Consider the following 15,415-nt stretch of genomic DNA (forward strand, 5'->3'; position numbering starts at 1 on the left):
GGGAGACCCTCGATTACTCCTACCAGCGCCAGCTGGAGATGCTGCAGAAGGTCCGTCGCGGGGTCGCCGACGTCGCCACCTCGCGCAAGCGTCTCGAACTGCAGATCAACCAGCTCGAGCAGCAGCAGAGCAAGCTGACCGACCAGGGCAAGAAGGCGCTGCAGGTGGGCCGCGAGGACCTCGCCCGCGAGGCGCTGACCCGCCGCTCCGGGCTGGAGAGCCAGCTCAACGACCTGCGCGGGCAGTACCAGCAGCTGCAGGGCGAGGAGGAGAAGCTCACGCTCGCCTCCCAGCGGCTGCAGGCCAAGGTCGACTCCTTCCGCACCCGCAAGGAGACGATCAAGGCGACCTACACGGCCGCCGAGGCGCAGACCAAGATCAACGAGGCGTTCTCCGGCATCTCCGAGGAGATGGGCGACGTCGGCCTGGCGATCCAGCGCGCCGAGGAGAAGACCGACACGATGAAGGCCCGCGCCGGCGCGATCGACGAGCTGCTGGCCTCCGGCGCCCTGGAGGACTTCTCCGGTCCCAAGGACGACATCCAGGCCGAGCTCGACCGGATGGGCTCCGGCCCCGGCGTCGACCTGGAGCTGGAGCGCCTCAAGGCCGAACTCGGCCAGGGCCCCGCGCCCAAGGAGCTGAACCAGGGCTCGCCGACCGCCCAGCCGCAGCACCAGCAGCAGGACACCCCCCAGCAGGCCCCGTGGCCGCAGAACCCCGGGGGTGCCCAGTGATCGTTCGTCTGATGGGCGAGGGCCAGCTCGACGTGGCCGAGGGCGACCTGTCCTCGCTCAACTCCCTCGACGCCGAGCTGGAGGCGGCGATCGAGTCGGGCGACGAGACCGCGTTCCGCGCCGCCCTGCACGCCCTGCTGGACAACGTCCGCAAGGTGGGCAGGCCGCTTCCGCCCGACAGCCTGGAGCCGTCCGAGCTGATCCTGCCCCCGGCGGACGCGCACATCGACGAGGTGCGCTCCATGCTGGGCGACGAGGGGCTCATCCCGGACTGACCGGCTGCGGGCTCGGGCCGTCCTCCGGGACGACCCCGCCGCGCGGGCCCGGGCCGCGTTATGGACATCCGGGCACAAAACCCGCGCCTTGGACGTTCGTCCAAGTGAAGAGCAGTAAGGACTGGGGGTGGCCGGATGGCCAGAACGCGTTACGCCTCCGACCGGGGGCTGACATCGCGGATGCTCGTGACGATGTTCCTGCTGGGGCTGGTGTACATCGTCTTCGTGGGGGCCTTTTTCGTCTTCGTGCCGAAGTGGGCCGGCGTCGCGCTGGTCGTCGCGGTGCTGTTCCTCCTCGCCCAGTACTTCTTCTCCGACCGCATGACGCTGTTCGCCATGCATGGCCGGGTCGTCTCCCCCCAGGAGGCGCCCGAGCTGCACGGCGTCATCGACCGCATCTGCGCGATGTCGGACGCCCCGAAGCCGCGGGTCGCGATCGCCGACACCGACGTGCCGAACGCGTTCGCCACCGGCCGCAACCAGAAGAAGGCCGTGGTCTGCGTGACCACCGGCCTGCTGCGCCGGCTCGACCCGGTCGAGCTGGAGGGCGTTCTCGCGCACGAGATGGCGCACGTCGCGCACAAGGACGTCGCGGTCATGACGATCGCCTCGTTCCTCGGCATCCTCGCCGGCCTGATCACCCGGTTCGGGCTCCAGTGGGGGCTGTGGGGCGGGTTCGGACGCCGCAGCAACGACCAGAACACCGGGCTGATCCTGCTGGCCGTCGTCGCGGCCAGCGCGCTCGCCTACGCGGTCAGCTTCCTGCTCACCCGGGCCCTGTCGCGCTACCGCGAGCTGTCGGCCGACCGCGCCGCCGCGCTGCTGACCGGGCGCCCCTCCGCCCTGGCCAGCGCGCTGACGAAGGTCAGCGGCGAGATCGCGCGGATCCCGACCAGCGACCTGCGCTCCTCGCAGGCGTTCAACGCCTTCTTCTTCACCCCGGCGCTCGGCAGGGGGGTCAGCGTCTCCGCGCTGTTCTCCACCCACCCGTCGCTGGACCGGCGGCTCGCGCAGCTGTCGAAGATCTCCGAGCAGCTCAGCAGGGGAGTGTGATCCGTGGGGTTCCTGGACACCCTGCTCGGCCGGTCCAAGCCGGCCAAACCCGACCTCGACCAGATCTTCGGGCTGTCGACCGCGGCCGTCACCCTGGAGGCGGCGACGGGCTTCACCCCGACCGGGCTCGGCTCGGTGTGCTTCCGCGCGGCCGAGGGCGGCGCGTTCGCGCGGCTCCAGGCCGACGTCCAGGAGCTGCTGGACGCCGACGAGGGCCCCAAGGTCCAGATCAGCACCGACGGCTACGGCTACACGTGGCTGCTCGCCGAGCAGCGCCCCGACCAGCTGCCCGATCTCGTCACGGACCTGCACGCGGTGAACGCGACGCTGGAGGCGGGCGGGTTCGGCCCGCACCTGCTGTGCTCCCTGGTCGGCTTCAAGGGCCCCGACGGCCGCCGCCTCGCACTCGTCTACCTCTACAAGCGCGGGACGTTCTACCCTTTCGCGCCGCTCCCCGGAGACAAGCGCGACAACGCGCTCGAACTCCAGGTGCGCGGCGCGATCGGCGCGGACCTGCGGTTCGAGCAGGACCTCGGCCGGTGGTTCCCCGTCTGGGGCGCCCCCGGCCTGTGATCCCGTCCGGCGGCCGGCCGCGCCCGGTCAGGGCAGGGCGAGCATCTGGTCGAGGGCGGCGCGGGCGTGGTGCGCGGTCTCCTCGTCCACCTCGATGACGTTCTCGACCTTCCCCGCGACCAGCGACTCCAGCGACAGCACCAGGTGCGGCAGGTCGATCCGGTTCATCGTCGAGCAGTAGCAGACGGTCTTGTCGAGGAACATCACGTTCTTGTCCGGGTGGGCGTTCGCCAGCCTCCGCACGAGGTTCAGCTCCGTCCCCACGGCCCAGGACGAGCCGGGCTCGGCGGCCTCGATCGCCTTGATGATGTACTCGGTCGAGCCGATCTGGTCGGCGGCCGTGACGACCTCGTGCCGGCACTCGGGGTGCACGAGGACGTTGACCCCCGGCACCCGCGCGCGGACGTCGTCCACCGACTCCTTGGTGAACCGGCCGTGCACCGAGCAGTGGCCCCTCCACAGGATCATCCTGGCGTCCCGCAGCTGCCGGTGCGTGAGGCCGCCCTCGCGGCGGTGCGGGCTGTAGACGACGCAGTCGTCCAGGGAGAAGCCCATCTCCAGGACGGCGGTGTTGCGGCCGAGGTGCTGGTCGGGCAGGAAGAGGACCTTCTTGCCTTTGCCGTAGGCCCAGTCGAGGGCGCGCTTGGCGTTGGACGAGGTGCACACCACCCCGCCGTGGCGCCCGACGAACCCCTTGATGTCGGCGGAGGAGTTCATGTAGGTCACGGGGACGACGTCGTCGGCGATCCCGGCGTCCTCCAGGACCTCCCAGCACTCCTCGACCTGGTCGAAGGTCGCCATGTCGGCCATCGAGCAGCCCGCGCCGAGGTCGGGCAGGATCACCCGCTGGTGGGCGGCGGTCAGGATGTCGGCCGACTCGGCCATGAAGTGGACGCCGCAGAACACGATGTAGGGCGCCTCGGGGCGGGCCGCGGCCCGCTGGGCCAGCTTGAACGAGTCGCCGGTCACGTCCGCGAACTGGATGACCTCGTCGCGCTGGTAGTGGTGTCCGAGCACGAACACGCGGTCGCCGAGCGCCGCCTTGGCGGCGCGGGCCCGCTCGACGAGGGCGGGGTCGGACGCCGCCGGCAGCTCGCCGGGGCAGTCCACGCCGCGTTCGCTCGCGGGGTCGGCGCCGCTGCCGAGCAGCAGCAGCGGTAGGTCGCGCACTGGGGTGGTCACGGCGGTCTCCCTTCGCGACGGGACTTATCGTCGCTTTGACGACTAATGATGGCATATGCGGCGGGGGGTTGGCGGTGTGACGTAGACCGCACCCGTCCGGGGCGTTAAAGACGGCCGAGAAGCGGAATGGCCATGTGGCGAGGTACGTTGTCCTACGGGAAGAGGAACAGACGTCTTCGAGGACAAGCGACAGTCCGCCGCTAGCGCGGCGCAGCGAGACCCGGGAGCTGAACACATGACGGTTTCAGGCGAGACCACGCAGGAGACCACGCAGCAGGGCGTCGTCCTCACCGACGCCGCCGCCGAGAAGGCCAGGGGCCTGCTTGAGCAGGAGGGCCGCGATGACCTTGCGCTGCGTGTCGCCGTGCAGCCGGGCGGCTGCTCCGGTCTGATCTACCAGCTCTTCTTCGACGAGCGCGAGATGGACGGCGACCAGATCCAGGACTTCGGCGGCCTGTCGGTGCGCGTCGACCGGATGAGCGCGCCCTACCTCACGGGCGCCACGATCGACTTCGTCGACTCGATCGAGAAGCAGGGCTTCACGATCGACAACCCGAACGCGTCGGGTTCCTGCGCCTGCGGCGACTCCTTCAACTGACGCGCGCCGAGCGCGCGGCGGTCGAGCGTCGAGCACAGGAGGGGCGGTCCGGACCCGTGGTCGGGGCCGCCCCTCGATGCTGCCCTGCGGGCGTCCCGCGGCGAACTGTCGTGCGGCGGTGATGTGTGGTGCGATGGTGGGTAGCCTGACGGGTTCGAACAGCCGGTGAAACAGCCGGACGACCACGACGAGGAGAGCGACGCCGTGCGCATCGCCGTGACCGGTTCCATTGCGACCGACCATCTGATGACCTTCCCCGGAAGGTTCACCGACCAGCTCCTGCCCGACCAGCTCCACCGGGTCTCGCTGTCCTTCTTGGTGGACGAGCTGGAGATCCGCCGCGGCGGCATCGCCGCCAACATCTGCTTCGGCATGGGCAGTCTCGGCAAGGAGTCCATCCTCGTCGGCTCCGTCGGTGACGACTTCGCCGACTACCGCTCCTGGCTCGAACGGCACACGGTCGACACCGCCTCGGTGCACGTGTCCGAGATCCACCACACGGCGCGGTTCCTGTGCACCACCGACCAGGACCAGAACCAGATCGCCACGTTCTACGCCGGCGCGATGAGCGAGGCCCGCTCCATCGAGCTGCGGCCCGTGGCCGACCGCGTCGGCGGCCTCGACCTCGTCGTGGTGAGCCCGAACGACCCGGAGGCGATGCTGCGGCACACCGACGAGTGCCGCGACCGCGGCATCCCGTTCGCCGCCGACCCCTCCCAGCAGCTCGCCCGGATGGACGGCGCCGACGTCCGCCGCCTCATCGACGGCGCCGCCTACCTGTTCAGCAACGAGTACGAGAAGGCCCTGGCGGAGGAGAAGACGGGCTGGTCGGGGGAGGAGATCCTCTCCCGCGTCGGCGTCCGCGTCACCACCCTCGGCGCCAAGGGCGTCGTCATCGACCGCGAGGGCGAGGAGGGCGTCCACGTCCCCTGCGTCCAGGTCGACTCCGTCGTCGACCCGACCGGCGTCGGCGACGCGTTCCGCGCCGGCTTCCTCTCGGCGACCGCCTGGGACCTGCCGCTCGAACGCGCCGCCCAGGTCGGCAACGCCATCGCCGCGCACGCCCTCGAAGCCGCCGGTCCGCAGGAGTACACCCTCGGGCGCCGGGCGTTCCTCGACCGCTTCGCGGCCGCCTACGGCGCCGACGCCGCGGCCGACATCGAGCCGCACGTCGTCTGCCCGACCCCGTAGCCGCGCCCCTGACACGGGCACATCGGAAGGCCGCGCCGTTCCGGCGCGGCCTTCCGCGTGTCCTCGGCCTTGCGCGCGCCTAGTAGGTGCGGCGGATGTGGAAGCCCCAGCCGCCCTGCCGGAGGGTCTCCTCGCGGACGAAGTCCTGGGACTTCATGCGGCACCAGGCGGGGATGTCGGTGCGGGCGGCGGCGTCGTCGGCGAGGACGGCGACGACCTGCCCGACCGGGACCTCCCGGATCCGCTCGGCCAGCATGATGATCGGGATGGGGCACTTGCGGCCGAGCGCGTCGATGACGAGCACGGGCGGCGGCCCCTCCGGCTCCGCGGGGGGCGGCGGCGCGTCGGCGGGCGGTGTGACGGTCCTGGCGCGGCCTCGGAACCTCATGGGCGCGACCGCCTCCCTGTCTCGAAGGTGTTCATCGTCGCCCGGCGGAGGCGGGCGACGGCGTCGGGAAGCACGGTGAGGAAGCGGCCGACGTCCTCCGACCCGACGCCTCGCGGCAGCGATACCCGCACGTTCCCATGCGTAATCACCCCCATCGCCTCCAGCACATGGCTCGGACGCAGCGTATCCGCAGTGCAGGAGCTGCCGGAGGAAACGGCGAAACCCAGCCGGTCGAGTTCGGTCAGCAGCGCCTCCCCCTCCACGTACAGGCAGGAGAACGTCACCAGGTGGGGGAGCCGGCGGACCGGGTCGCCGATCACCTCGACGTCGGGGACGCTCCGCGGCACCTCCGTCCGGATGCGGTCCACCAGAGCGGAGACGCGCGGCGCGTCGGCCGCCATGTCGGCGCGGTAGGCCGTCAGCGCGGCCGCGGCCGCCGCGATCGCGGGGACGTTCTCGAACCCGGGGACCCGGCGCGCCTCGCGCTCGTCGTCCGGCAGCGGCGAGCGCCACCGGGTGCCCTTGCGGACGGCGAGCACGCCGACGCCGGCGGGCCCGCCCCACTTGTGGGCGCTGCCGGCGAGGAGCGACCACCCGCCGGGGACGTCGGCCCGCCCGAGGGACTGCGCCGCGTCGACGAACAGCGGCACGCCGGCCGCGCGGCAGGCCCGCCCGACCTCCTCGACGGGCTGGAGGGTGCCGACCTCGTGGTTGGCCGACTGGAGGCAGGCCAGCGCGGTGTCGGGGCGCAGCGCCGCCGCGAACTCCGCGGCGTCGACGCGGCCGGTGCGGTCGACGCCGACGAGGGTGACCTCGCCGCCGTCGCGCTCGTGCAGCTCGGCGGCGTGCAGGACGCTGGAGTGCTCGACGGCGCTCGCCACCAGGTGCCGCCCGGTGCGCCGGCGCGCCTGGAGCCCCCCGAGGACCGCCAGGTGCACCGCCTGGGTGCCCGACGACGTGAACGACACCTCGTCGGCACGGGCGCCCAGGACGCCGGCGACACGCGCGCGTGCCCGGTCGAGCAGCATCCGGGTGCCGCGGGCCGCCCCGTACAGCCGTGCGGGATCGGCCCAGGCCGCGTCCAGCGCCTCGATCAGCGCGGCGCGCGCCGCCGGATGCGGCGGCTCGGTCGACGCGGCGTCGAAGTAGCCGCCCGGATCGCTCGGTCCTGCCACGTGAGAACACTAACCGGGCACCCGATCGGGGGTTCGCGCGACCCTCGCGCTAGGGTGTCCACCACACGTGTAATCACTGATCTCTCCGCCCGGCCGACCGGGCTTCATCCGTGGGGAAGGCATTCCGTGAGTCCGACCCGCTCTAGGGAGCGGCGTACGCCTGTGCGCAGTCGCCGCGCATTGAAAAGCGCCGGCGCGCTAGGGCTGCTGGCGCTCTCCGCGACCGCGTGCAGCGGTAGCCGCCTGGGCATGCCCGAGCCGATCAGCGTCCAGGGCGAGCGCATGCTGAAGCTCTGGCAGGGCTCCTGGATCGCGGCGTTCGCGGTCGGGGCCGTGGTCTGGGGCCTGATCATCTGGGCGGTGCTGTTCCACCGCAAGCGCTCCAACGATCTGCCGCCGCAGGTCCGCTACAACATGCCGATCGAGATCCTCTACACGGCGGTCCCGTTCGTCATCATCGCGGTCCTGTTCTACTTCACCGCGAGGGACGAGAACTTCGTCGAGAAGACCACCAAGGACCCCGCGGTGGTCGTCGACGTGATCGGCTTCCAGTGGAGCTGGCAGTTCGACTACAAGGAGAAGGACGCCGCGGGCAAGGAGAGGACGGTCGCCTCCGTCGTCGGCCAGCCCGTCGCCCCGAACGGGCCCGCTCCCGCCAAGCCGGTGATGACGATCCCCTCGGGCAAGACGGTGCGGGTGCGGCTGCACGCCAACGACGTCATCCACTCGTTCTGGGTGCCGGCACTGATCTACAAGAAGGACGTCATGCCGGGCTACACCAACGAGTTCGAGTTCACGGCGAACAAGCTCGGCACCTATGAGGGCCGCTGCGCCGAGCTCTGCGGCGTCGACCACAGCCGGATGCTGTTCCAGCTCAAGGTCGTGACGCCCGAGCAGTACCAGAAGTTCATCGCCGATTCGAAGCAAGCACTGGCCGCGGGAGGTGCCAAGTGACCGCCACGAGTCACGCACCGAGCGCGCCGATCGCCGCGCCGCGGACGAGCAAGGGGCGCATCATCGCCTCCTGGATGTCGTCCACCGACCACAAGGTGATCGGCTACCTCTACCTGATCACCTCGTTCGTGATGTTCCTGTTCGGCGGCGTGCTCGCGCTGCTGATCCGGATGGAGCTGTTCGAGCCGGGGCTGCAGTTCGTCAGCAACGAGCAGTACAACCAGCTGTTCACCATGCACGGCACGATCATGCTGCTGATGTTCGCGACGCCGCTGTTCGCGGGCTTCACCAACGTCATCATGCCGCTGCAGATCGGCGCCCCCGACGTGGCGTTCCCCCGGCTGAACATGCTGGCGTACTGGCTGTTCCTGTTCGGCAGCCTGATCGTCATCGCGGGCTTCCTGACCCCGGGCGGCGCGGCCAGCTTCGGCTGGTTCGCCTACGCCCCGCTGTCGGACGCGGTCCGCTCGCCGGGCGTCGGCGGCGACATGTGGGTGATGGGCCTCGCGATGTCGGGCTTCGGCACCATCATGGGCGCGGTCAACTTCATCACCACGATCCTGTGCATGCGGGCGCCGGGCATGACGATGTTCCGGATGCCGATCTTCACCTGGAACGCGCTGCTGACCTCGATCCTGGTCCTGCTGGCGTTCCCGGTCCTCGCCGCCGCGCTGCTGGCGCTGGAGGCCGACCGCAAGCTCGGCGCGCACATCTTCGACGCCGCGCACGGCGGGGCGCTGCTGTGGCAGCACCTGTTCTGGTTCTTCGGGCATCCGGAGGTCTACATCATCGCCTTGCCGTTCTTCGGCATCGTGACCGAGATCCTCCCGGTGTTCAGCCGCAAGCCCGTCTTCGGCTACATCGGCCTGGTCTTCGCGACCATCACCATCGCGGGCCTGTCCATCACCGTGTGGGCGCACCACATGTTCGTCACCGGCCAGGTGCTGCTGCCGTTCTTCTCCTTCATGACGTTCCTCATCGCCGTTCCCACGGGGGTGAAGTTCTTCAACTGGGTGGGGACCATCTGGCGAGGGCAGTTGACGTTCGAGTCGCCGATGCTGTGGTCGCTGGGCTTCCTCGTGACGTTCCTGTTCGGCGGGCTCACCGGCGTCATCCTGGCGTCGCCGCCGATGGACTTCCAGCTGTCGGACTCCTACTTCGTCGTGGCGCACTTCCACTACGTCGTGTTCGGCACCGTGGTGTTCGCGATGTTCGCCGGCTTCTACTTCTGGTGGCCGAAGTTCACCGGCAAGATGCTGAACGACACCCTCGGCAAGATCCACTTCTGGCTGCTGTTCATCGGCTTCCACGGCACGTTCCTGCTCCAGCACTGGCTGGGCGCCGCGGGCATGCCGCGCCGGTACGCGGACTACCCGAGCGAGTTCCACGGGCTGAACGAGATCTCCAGCATCTTCTCGTTCATCCTCGGTGCCTCGATGCTGCCGTTCTTCTACAACCTCTACATCACGTGGAAGCGGGGCACGCGCGTCGAGGTCGACGACCCGTGGGGCTACTCCAACTCGCTGGAGTGGGCGACCTCCTGCCCGCCGCCGCGGCACAACTTCAACTCGATCCCGAAGATCCGTTCCGAGCGGCCGGCGTTCGACCTGCACCACCCGCACGTGGGTGCCAAGGGCGAGCTGGCCGGGGCGAAGGGGGAGTAGCCGATGCGCGTCCAGGCGTTCATGTTCTACGGGTGCGCGGTCTTCTTCCTCGCCACCGACGTCGTCTACTGGCTCTGGTCCAACGACTGGACGGGCACGACGGCGCTCGCGCTCGCGGTCGGCCTCGCCGGGCTCATCGGGTTCTACATCCACTTCACGGTCCGGCGCCTCGAGCGCGCGAACGCGGGCCCGCTGTACGAGGACGACCCGGAGGGTGAGATCGCGGACGCGGCCGGCGAGCTGGGCTTCTTCAGCCCGCACAGCTGGTGGCCGCTGTTCGTGGCGCTCTCGGCCACGGCCGTGGCGCTCGGCGTCGTGTTCGGCTGGTGGCTGGTGATCCTCGGCGCCGCCGCGGCGATCCTCACGTCCGTCGGTCTGGTGTTCGAGTACTACCGGGGTCATTTCGCCCACTGATCAGTAAAAGAACCCCATCGGGGGCCGGTGTCCGCTTTTTAGCGGGTACCGGCCCTTTCGAACATACTGGGCGCCTTTCCAGCGACCGGGCTGGAAAACGACAGATCGCCCAGTGGAACGACCGGGGGGTCCACATGCGGGTGAGTGGCTCAAGGCCGGGAGACCGGGGGCGGTACACGGCCGTGCTCGTCGTCGGCGGCGTGCTCGTCGGCGGGGGTGCCGCGGCGTGTTCGGGAAGCGTCGGGCCGGCCGGCAAGGACGAGGTGAAGCTCGCGGTGTCGCCGGCCGGAGGCGGCGGGAAGCTGCGGCCGGACAGCCCCATCGCCGTGGAGGCGCGGCAGGGCACGATCGAGAACGTGACGGTGGCGACGAAGGACGGCGTGGTCGAGGGGGACCTGAGCGCCGACAGGACGCGGTGGCGGTCCCGGTGGACGCTGAAGCCGGGCACGGCGTACACGGTCGACGCCACCGCCCTCGGCCGGGACGGCAGGACCCGCACGGTCCGCAGCGGCTTCTCCACGGCCGTGGTGAAGAAGACCAACGACGTCACGATCGAGGCGCCGTTCAACAGGGAGACCGTCGGCGTCGGCATCCCGATCATCATGCACTTCGCCCGTCCGGTGAAGGACCGGGCGGCGGTCGAGCGGGCGCTGGAGGTCACCGCCGACAGGACCGTCGAGGGCGGCTGGAGCTGGTTCGGCAGCCAGGAGGCGGTGTTCCGGACGAGGAGCTACTGGCCGGCCCACACGAAGGTGTCGTTCCGGGCGCACCTGAGCGGCGTGCGCACCGGGCAGGGCGTGTACGGCGGGAAGGACTACGGCGTCGACTTCAAGGTCGGCGACTCGCACGTCTCCACCGCCGGCGAGGACAGCCACAAGATGGTCGTCCGGATCAACGGCAAGAAGGCCCGCACCATCCCGACGAGCATGGGGAAGGGCGGAGAGCGCAAGTACACCACCACGAACGGGGTCCACCTCGCCATGGGCAAGGAGGACCCGACCATCATGACGTCGGAGTGGGACGGCTGCGGCCCCGGCTGCGCCGGGTACTACAGCCTCACCGTCTACAAGTCGGTGCGCATCTCCGACAGCGGCGAGTACGTGCACAGCGCGCCGTGGTCGGTGGGATCGCAGGGGAGCGAGAACGTCAGCCACGGCTGCATCAACGTCAGCCCGTCCAATGCCAAGTGGTTCTACAACCTCGCCCAGCGCGGCGACCCCATCACGGTGACCGGCAGCGACCGGCAGCTGGAGCCGGAGAACGGCTGGGGGTACTGGCAGGTGAAGTGGCAGGACTGGGTGAAGGGCAGCGCGCTGAAGCGGTCGGTCACGACGGCCGCGCACGTGGACGCCGCGACCCTGTCGGCGCAGCAGGGCGCCCGGCCCAAGGCGCCCGAGAAGCAGCGGGCCGAGGGCAACTGAGCCGCGGCTAGCGGAGCGGCGGCGGGACCTGGACGCGGTGCAGGCGCGCCCAGTCGCGGGCCATGGCGATCCGGTCGGGGGCCGAGGGGTGCGTGAGCCACAGCAGGTACTCCGCGGCGTCGGGGTCCAGGTCGGAGATGTTGCGGACGGACAGCGCGTGCTGCATCGACACGAAGGTCGAGGGGTCGCGGGTGAGGTCCAGCGCGTGCGCGTCGGCGCGGGCCTCGATGCGGCGGCTCACGAGGTTCTGGACGGGGGCGGCGAGCGTCGTCCCGGCGGTCACGAGCGCGAGGAGGAGCGCGACGGACCTCGGGTCGGCCGCCGCACCGCCGCTGCGCGCGTCCGGTCCGGTCCCGCCGCCGCCGGGCCCGGCGGGATCGAGCCCGGCGCGCCGCAGCAGGCGCGGGGACGTCATCAGCAGGTACAGCAGGCACATGGCCCCCGCCACCCCGAGCGCGCCGACGAGCGTGCCCCACAGCACGTCGTCGCGCTTGGCGTGGCCGAGCTCGTGCCCGACGATGGACTCGACCTGGGCGGGCGGCGACTTCAGCAGCGTGTCGTAGAGGACGATGCGGCGCGTGGAGCCGAACCCGGACACGTAGGCGTTCAGGGAGGTCGTCCGGCGGGAGGCGTCCGCGACGAGGACGTCCTCGACGGGCACGCCGTCCCGCTCGGCCATCGCCAGCAGGTCGGTGCGCAACCGCCCCGCCGGAAGCGAGTGGAACTTGTTGAACACGGGCTCCACGGCGAGCGGGTAGACGAACGAGGCGAAGACGACGAGGACGAACCCGCCCGCGGCGGCGCCGGCCCACCAGTGGCGCGGGAAGCGGCGGATGAGGGCGTAGAGGAGCAGCAGGGCGATCGTGTAGATGACCCACGTGACGGCGAGGGACTTCGCCTGGTCGACGAGCCATGCGGGCCAGCTCTGCGTGGACAGCCCGTACCGGCGCAGCACGGACTCGCTCCAGATGCGGAACGGGAGCCCGGCGGCGCGCAGCAGCGTGGTCAGGGCCATGGTTCCGAGGATGATCCGAAGCGGCCGGCGGCGGGTTCTCGCGGTGGCCCAGCCGATGAGCCGGGCGCCCAGCGGCGTGAGGCCCAGCACCAGGATCAGGGCGAGGCCGACGAGGAGCCCGGTGTAGGCGGGCGGGTTGACGGCCGAGTCGAACGCCCGGGAGCGGGCGATCTCGGCGGGGGTGAAGTCCAGCGCGGGATCGGGTTCCACGCGCCCGCCGGGGACGTGCCCGGGGAGCGGGTTCCACGGCGTGGTCCTCGCGAGCACGGTCGCGACCCCGGCGAAGAGCACGGCGGCGGTGACGGCGGCGGCGATCCGGGGCCGGCGCGCGGGGGCGGCGCCGGGGGTTCCGGCGGCGGAGTCCCCGGCGCGGTCCTCGTCGGTCTCCGCCTCGCTCATGCGAGCTCCTCCTTCACGTAGTCGCGCCACAGTGCGGTGAAGCGCTCCCGCGTCAGGCCGAGCACGTCGCGCAGCGCCGCGGCCTCCGGGGCGCGCCCGGCGGCCCGGTAGAGCCGCACCAGCGCCGCTTCACCGTACCGGTCGGCGACCATCCGGCAGGCGAGCCAGGCCTCCTGGTAGGCCTGGCTGAGGCGGGGGGAGCCGCCGGCGAACGCGTCGGCGGAGGGCAGCGCGGAGGGCGCGCGCCCGGCGGAGACCTCGCGGCGCAGCTCGCCCGCCGCCGACCGGGTGCTGATCTTGACGCGCCGGTAGCCGACGTAGTCCGCGAAGCCCTCGATCAGCCACAGCGGGGTGCGCCCGTCGCGGGCGCCGCCGGTGGCGACGTGGGTCAGCTCGTGGGCGAGGACGACGTCGCGGCCCAGCTCGTTGAGGCGGCCGAAGGTGCCGGGGGAGACGATGACGCGGTCCTCGCCGCGACCGCCCCCGGCGGCCGGGGCGACGGCGGCGAGCGCGGCGATCTGGCCGAGGCTCTGCCCGGGGCCGGCGAGCGCGGAGGCGACGGTCGCGTCGGCCGGGACGAGCGCGACGACCCGCCGCGCCCACCCCGTGCCGACCACGGACGTCACGACCGGGACGGCCGCGTCCAGCCGCCGGGCGATGCCGTCGAGGCCGGCGCCGTCGCCGACGACCAGGCTCGTTCGGCCCCTGACCACCGTCAGGGGGCCGCAGTCCCAGATGTCGGTGTCGTCGGCGAGGCCGCGGGACGTCCCGTCGCCGACGATCGTCCACGCATCGCCCCGCGGGGCCAGCGTGAGGTAGCGGGTGCGGGCCACGTCGCTCCGGTCGAAGCCGCGCAGCCTGTAGCGCGCCTCGACGCGGACGACGGCGGTCTCGCCGTCCACGGTCTCGACGCGGACGACGCGCTCCCGCCAGCCTTCCAGGGGAAGCTTCCGGAGGTTCCCGTACATGCGGGACTGGGTGTCCTGGAAGGCGGCGGGGGCGTTGCCCACCGTGGCGAGGAACGCCATGCGGTCGCCTTGGCGGACGGCCGCGGCGCGATTGGCGAGGACGGCGGAGGCCAGGGAGGGATGGAACGTCCCGGCGGACGGGGAGCCGGGAGCACGGGCGCCCGCCGCCCGGCCGCCGGAGCGCGAGCCCGCCAGGCCTGCGCCTCCGGCGAGGAGGACGGCGGCCCCGCCCGCGCCGAGGGCGAGGACCCTGCGCCGCGTGACGGGGGCGTCCTGCCCGGGGCCTTCCTCCATGGGCGCGATCCTATGCAGGGGGCGGGGCGGGGGGCGCCGTCACGACCGGTAGTCCGGGTAGCCGTAGCCGACGACGACGTCTGTGGAACGTTCCTTCATCCGGACGGCGTTGTCGGTGTTGCCCTCGACGGTCTCGATCGTGCCATCGTCGATCTTCTTGACCACCATGCCGACGTGCTCGATGTCGTCGACGGACTCACTGCCGCCCCACGAGAAGAACACGATCGCGCCGGGCCTCGGCTCGTTGCCCCAGCGGCCGTGCTCCTGGAACCAGCGGGCGTGGGCGACCGTCCAGGCGTCGCTGCCGACCTGGTCGCTGAAGCCGATCTGCTCGCCCACCCAGGAGACGAACATGTCGCACCAGTTCGCGTCGCCGTAGCCGCTGAGGGAACCGCCGTCGCGCGCGAGGGTCTCCCGCGCCCGGGACGTGGCCATGTACCAGTCCTGGAACTTGGTCTCGCCGCCACCGTCCTCCTCGACGCCGACCTGCGAGCGGGCGAGCTCGATGGCCTGCGCGGCGGTGGGCCGCGACTTCGCGGCGGTCTTCGGGGCGGCCTTCTCGGAGGTCTCCGCCTTCGGCTGCTCGGGCTGGTCCTTCTTCGCCGGAGCCTTCGAGCCGGTCGTCTTGCGCTCGTCCTCGGCACGGCGCCCGGACGGGCCGCCGTGCGCCGTCAGGCCGGGGGCGAGGTCGGCCGCGGCGGCGGACCTCACCGGGGTGGAGCCGAACGGCAGGACCGACGCCTGCGCGGTGGCGGCGGCGGTGCCGAGCACGGCGGCGCCGACGATCACGCCGCCGGTCGTCCGCCAGGTCAGGGACAGGGGGTTCGGCTTGCGGTGCCTGCCGTGGGTCTTCTTGCAGTGCGCGCGTGGCACGGGGGGATCTCCTCGACTTCCATGCCGCCTACCGGGTTAGCTGACGGGTTCGGGCGTGGAAGCCGCCCTACGGCCCGCGAAGGCAGGCCGATTCACCCCGAAAAGGACGCAGTGGGTCCCCGGTTCCGCGGTGGACGCGCATGCGGGGCACGGCGGTCCGCGGACTCGGCGGTGACGTGCCCGGGGGCGGGCACGCCGGTTCTGAATGGGGAATCTCGGCGGGCGTGGACGCCCGCGGAGTGCA

Annotated in this window: 16 protein-coding genes and 1 riboswitch; of the genes, 10 read left to right on the forward strand and 6 right to left on the reverse strand. The window is 71.6% G+C overall.

The genetic code is table 11. The annotated features are described in order from the left end of the window. The 4 genes from AB0C69_RS21775 to AB0C69_RS21790 form a co-directional block, all read left to right on the forward strand. A partial coding sequence (locus AB0C69_RS21775) for a PspA/IM30 family protein (protein ID WP_360356220.1) occupies positions 1 to 734 on the forward strand: 734 nt, incomplete at its 5' end. Continuing rightward, entirely contained in the window at positions 731 to 1,009 is a 279-nt protein-coding gene (locus AB0C69_RS21780) for a hypothetical protein (protein ID WP_345186102.1), read from the forward strand. The genes AB0C69_RS21775 and AB0C69_RS21780, both read left to right, overlap by 4 nt. Positions 1,010 to 1,144: 135 nt before the next feature. Continuing rightward, the gene (gene htpX / locus AB0C69_RS21785; RefSeq protein WP_360356224.1) at positions 1,145 to 2,062 is read left to right on the forward strand and encodes a zinc metalloprotease HtpX; all 918 of its coding nucleotides are present in this window, start codon (positions 1,145 to 1,147) and stop codon (positions 2,060 to 2,062) included. Between the two features lie 3 nt (positions 2,063 to 2,065). Continuing rightward, a complete protein-coding gene (locus AB0C69_RS21790) occupies positions 2,066 to 2,635 on the forward strand; it encodes a hypothetical protein (protein ID WP_345186108.1) in 570 nt (189 codons plus the stop codon). 27 nt (positions 2,636 to 2,662) lie between these two features. Here AB0C69_RS21790 and nadA read toward each other — a convergent pair whose 3' ends face one another. After that, positions 2,663 to 3,817: a quinolinate synthase NadA gene (nadA, locus tag AB0C69_RS21795; RefSeq protein ID WP_360356228.1), complete on the reverse strand. Its 1,155-nt coding sequence runs from the start codon at positions 3,815 to 3,817 to the stop codon at positions 2,663 to 2,665. A gap of 235 nt (positions 3,818 to 4,052) precedes the next feature. On the opposite strand from nadA, the gene AB0C69_RS21800 reads away from it, so the two are divergent. Further along, entirely contained in the window at positions 4,053 to 4,415 is a 363-nt protein-coding gene (locus tag AB0C69_RS21800) for an iron-sulfur cluster assembly accessory protein (RefSeq protein WP_345186114.1), read from the forward strand. Positions 4,416 to 4,619: 204 nt separating this feature from the next. Next, positions 4,620 to 5,606 carry a carbohydrate kinase family protein gene (locus AB0C69_RS21805; protein WP_345186179.1) on the forward strand — a complete coding sequence of 329 codons (987 nt, stop codon included), beginning with the start codon at positions 4,620 to 4,622 and terminating at the stop codon, positions 5,604 to 5,606. A gap of 79 nt (positions 5,607 to 5,685) precedes the next feature. On the opposite strand, the gene AB0C69_RS21810 is transcribed toward AB0C69_RS21805, so the two are convergent. Together AB0C69_RS21810 and AB0C69_RS21815 are read right to left on the reverse strand one after the other, a co-directional pair. Then, on the reverse strand, positions 5,686 to 5,994 hold the full coding sequence (locus tag AB0C69_RS21810) for a sulfurtransferase TusA family protein (protein WP_345186117.1): 309 nt from the start codon (positions 5,992 to 5,994) through the stop codon (positions 5,686 to 5,688). Continuing rightward, on the reverse strand, positions 5,991 to 7,169 hold the full coding sequence (locus tag AB0C69_RS21815) for a cysteine desulfurase family protein (protein ID WP_345186119.1): 1,179 nt from the start codon (positions 7,167 to 7,169) through the stop codon (positions 5,991 to 5,993). The genes AB0C69_RS21810 and AB0C69_RS21815 overlap by 4 nt, the downstream gene beginning before the upstream one ends. Before the next feature lie 249 nt (positions 7,170 to 7,418). Between AB0C69_RS21815 and coxB the strand changes: the two genes are divergently transcribed. The 4 genes from coxB (at position 7,419) to AB0C69_RS21835 (ending at position 11,622) form a co-directional block, all read left to right on the forward strand. Beyond that, on the forward strand, positions 7,419 to 8,123 hold the full coding sequence (gene coxB / locus AB0C69_RS21820; protein WP_345186122.1) for a cytochrome c oxidase subunit II: 705 nt from the start codon (positions 7,419 to 7,421) through the stop codon (positions 8,121 to 8,123). A 74-nt stretch (positions 8,124 to 8,197) separates the two neighbouring features. After that, a complete protein-coding gene (gene ctaD, locus AB0C69_RS21825; protein ID WP_218906069.1) occupies positions 8,198 to 9,787 on the forward strand; it encodes a cytochrome c oxidase subunit I in 1,590 nt (529 codons plus the stop codon). A 3-nt stretch (positions 9,788 to 9,790) separates the two neighbouring features. Next, a complete protein-coding gene (locus tag AB0C69_RS21830) occupies positions 9,791 to 10,201 on the forward strand; it encodes a cytochrome c oxidase subunit 4 (RefSeq protein ID WP_179833731.1) in 411 nt (136 codons plus the stop codon). Positions 10,202 to 10,335: 134 nt separating this feature from the next. Next, positions 10,336 to 11,622, forward strand: a complete 1,287-nt coding sequence (locus tag AB0C69_RS21835; protein WP_360356234.1) for an Ig-like domain-containing protein — start codon at positions 10,336 to 10,338, stop codon at positions 11,620 to 11,622. 7 nt (positions 11,623 to 11,629) lie between these two features. Here the strand turns inward: AB0C69_RS21835 and AB0C69_RS21840 are convergent, their stop codons facing one another. From AB0C69_RS21840 to AB0C69_RS21850, 3 genes are read right to left on the reverse strand one after another with little or no spacing between them, the layout of a single operon-like run. Beyond that, positions 11,630 to 13,036 carry a M48 family metallopeptidase gene (locus AB0C69_RS21840; protein WP_360356237.1) on the reverse strand — a complete coding sequence of 469 codons (1,407 nt, stop codon included), beginning with the start codon at positions 13,034 to 13,036 and terminating at the stop codon, positions 11,630 to 11,632. Beyond that, complete coding sequence (locus AB0C69_RS21845; protein ID WP_360356239.1) at positions 13,033 to 14,298, reverse strand: hypothetical protein; 1,266 nt, start codon at positions 14,296 to 14,298, stop codon at positions 13,033 to 13,035. The genes AB0C69_RS21840 and AB0C69_RS21845 overlap by 4 nt, the downstream gene beginning before the upstream one ends. Positions 14,299 to 14,337: 39 nt before the next feature. Beyond that, positions 14,338 to 15,171: a CHAP domain-containing protein gene (locus tag AB0C69_RS21850; RefSeq protein ID WP_360356242.1), complete on the reverse strand. Its 834-nt coding sequence runs from the start codon at positions 15,169 to 15,171 to the stop codon at positions 14,338 to 14,340. Positions 15,172 to 15,180: 9 nt separating this feature from the next. After that, positions 15,181 to 15,320, reverse strand: a riboswitch (cyclic di-AMP (ydaO/yuaA leader). Positions 15,321 to 15,415: the final 95 nt, after the last annotated feature.

Source organism: Actinomadura sp. NPDC048032, assembly GCF_040653175.1.
Taxonomy (GTDB): Bacteria; Actinomycetota; Actinomycetes; order Streptosporangiales; family Streptosporangiaceae; genus Spirillospora; species Spirillospora verrucosospora.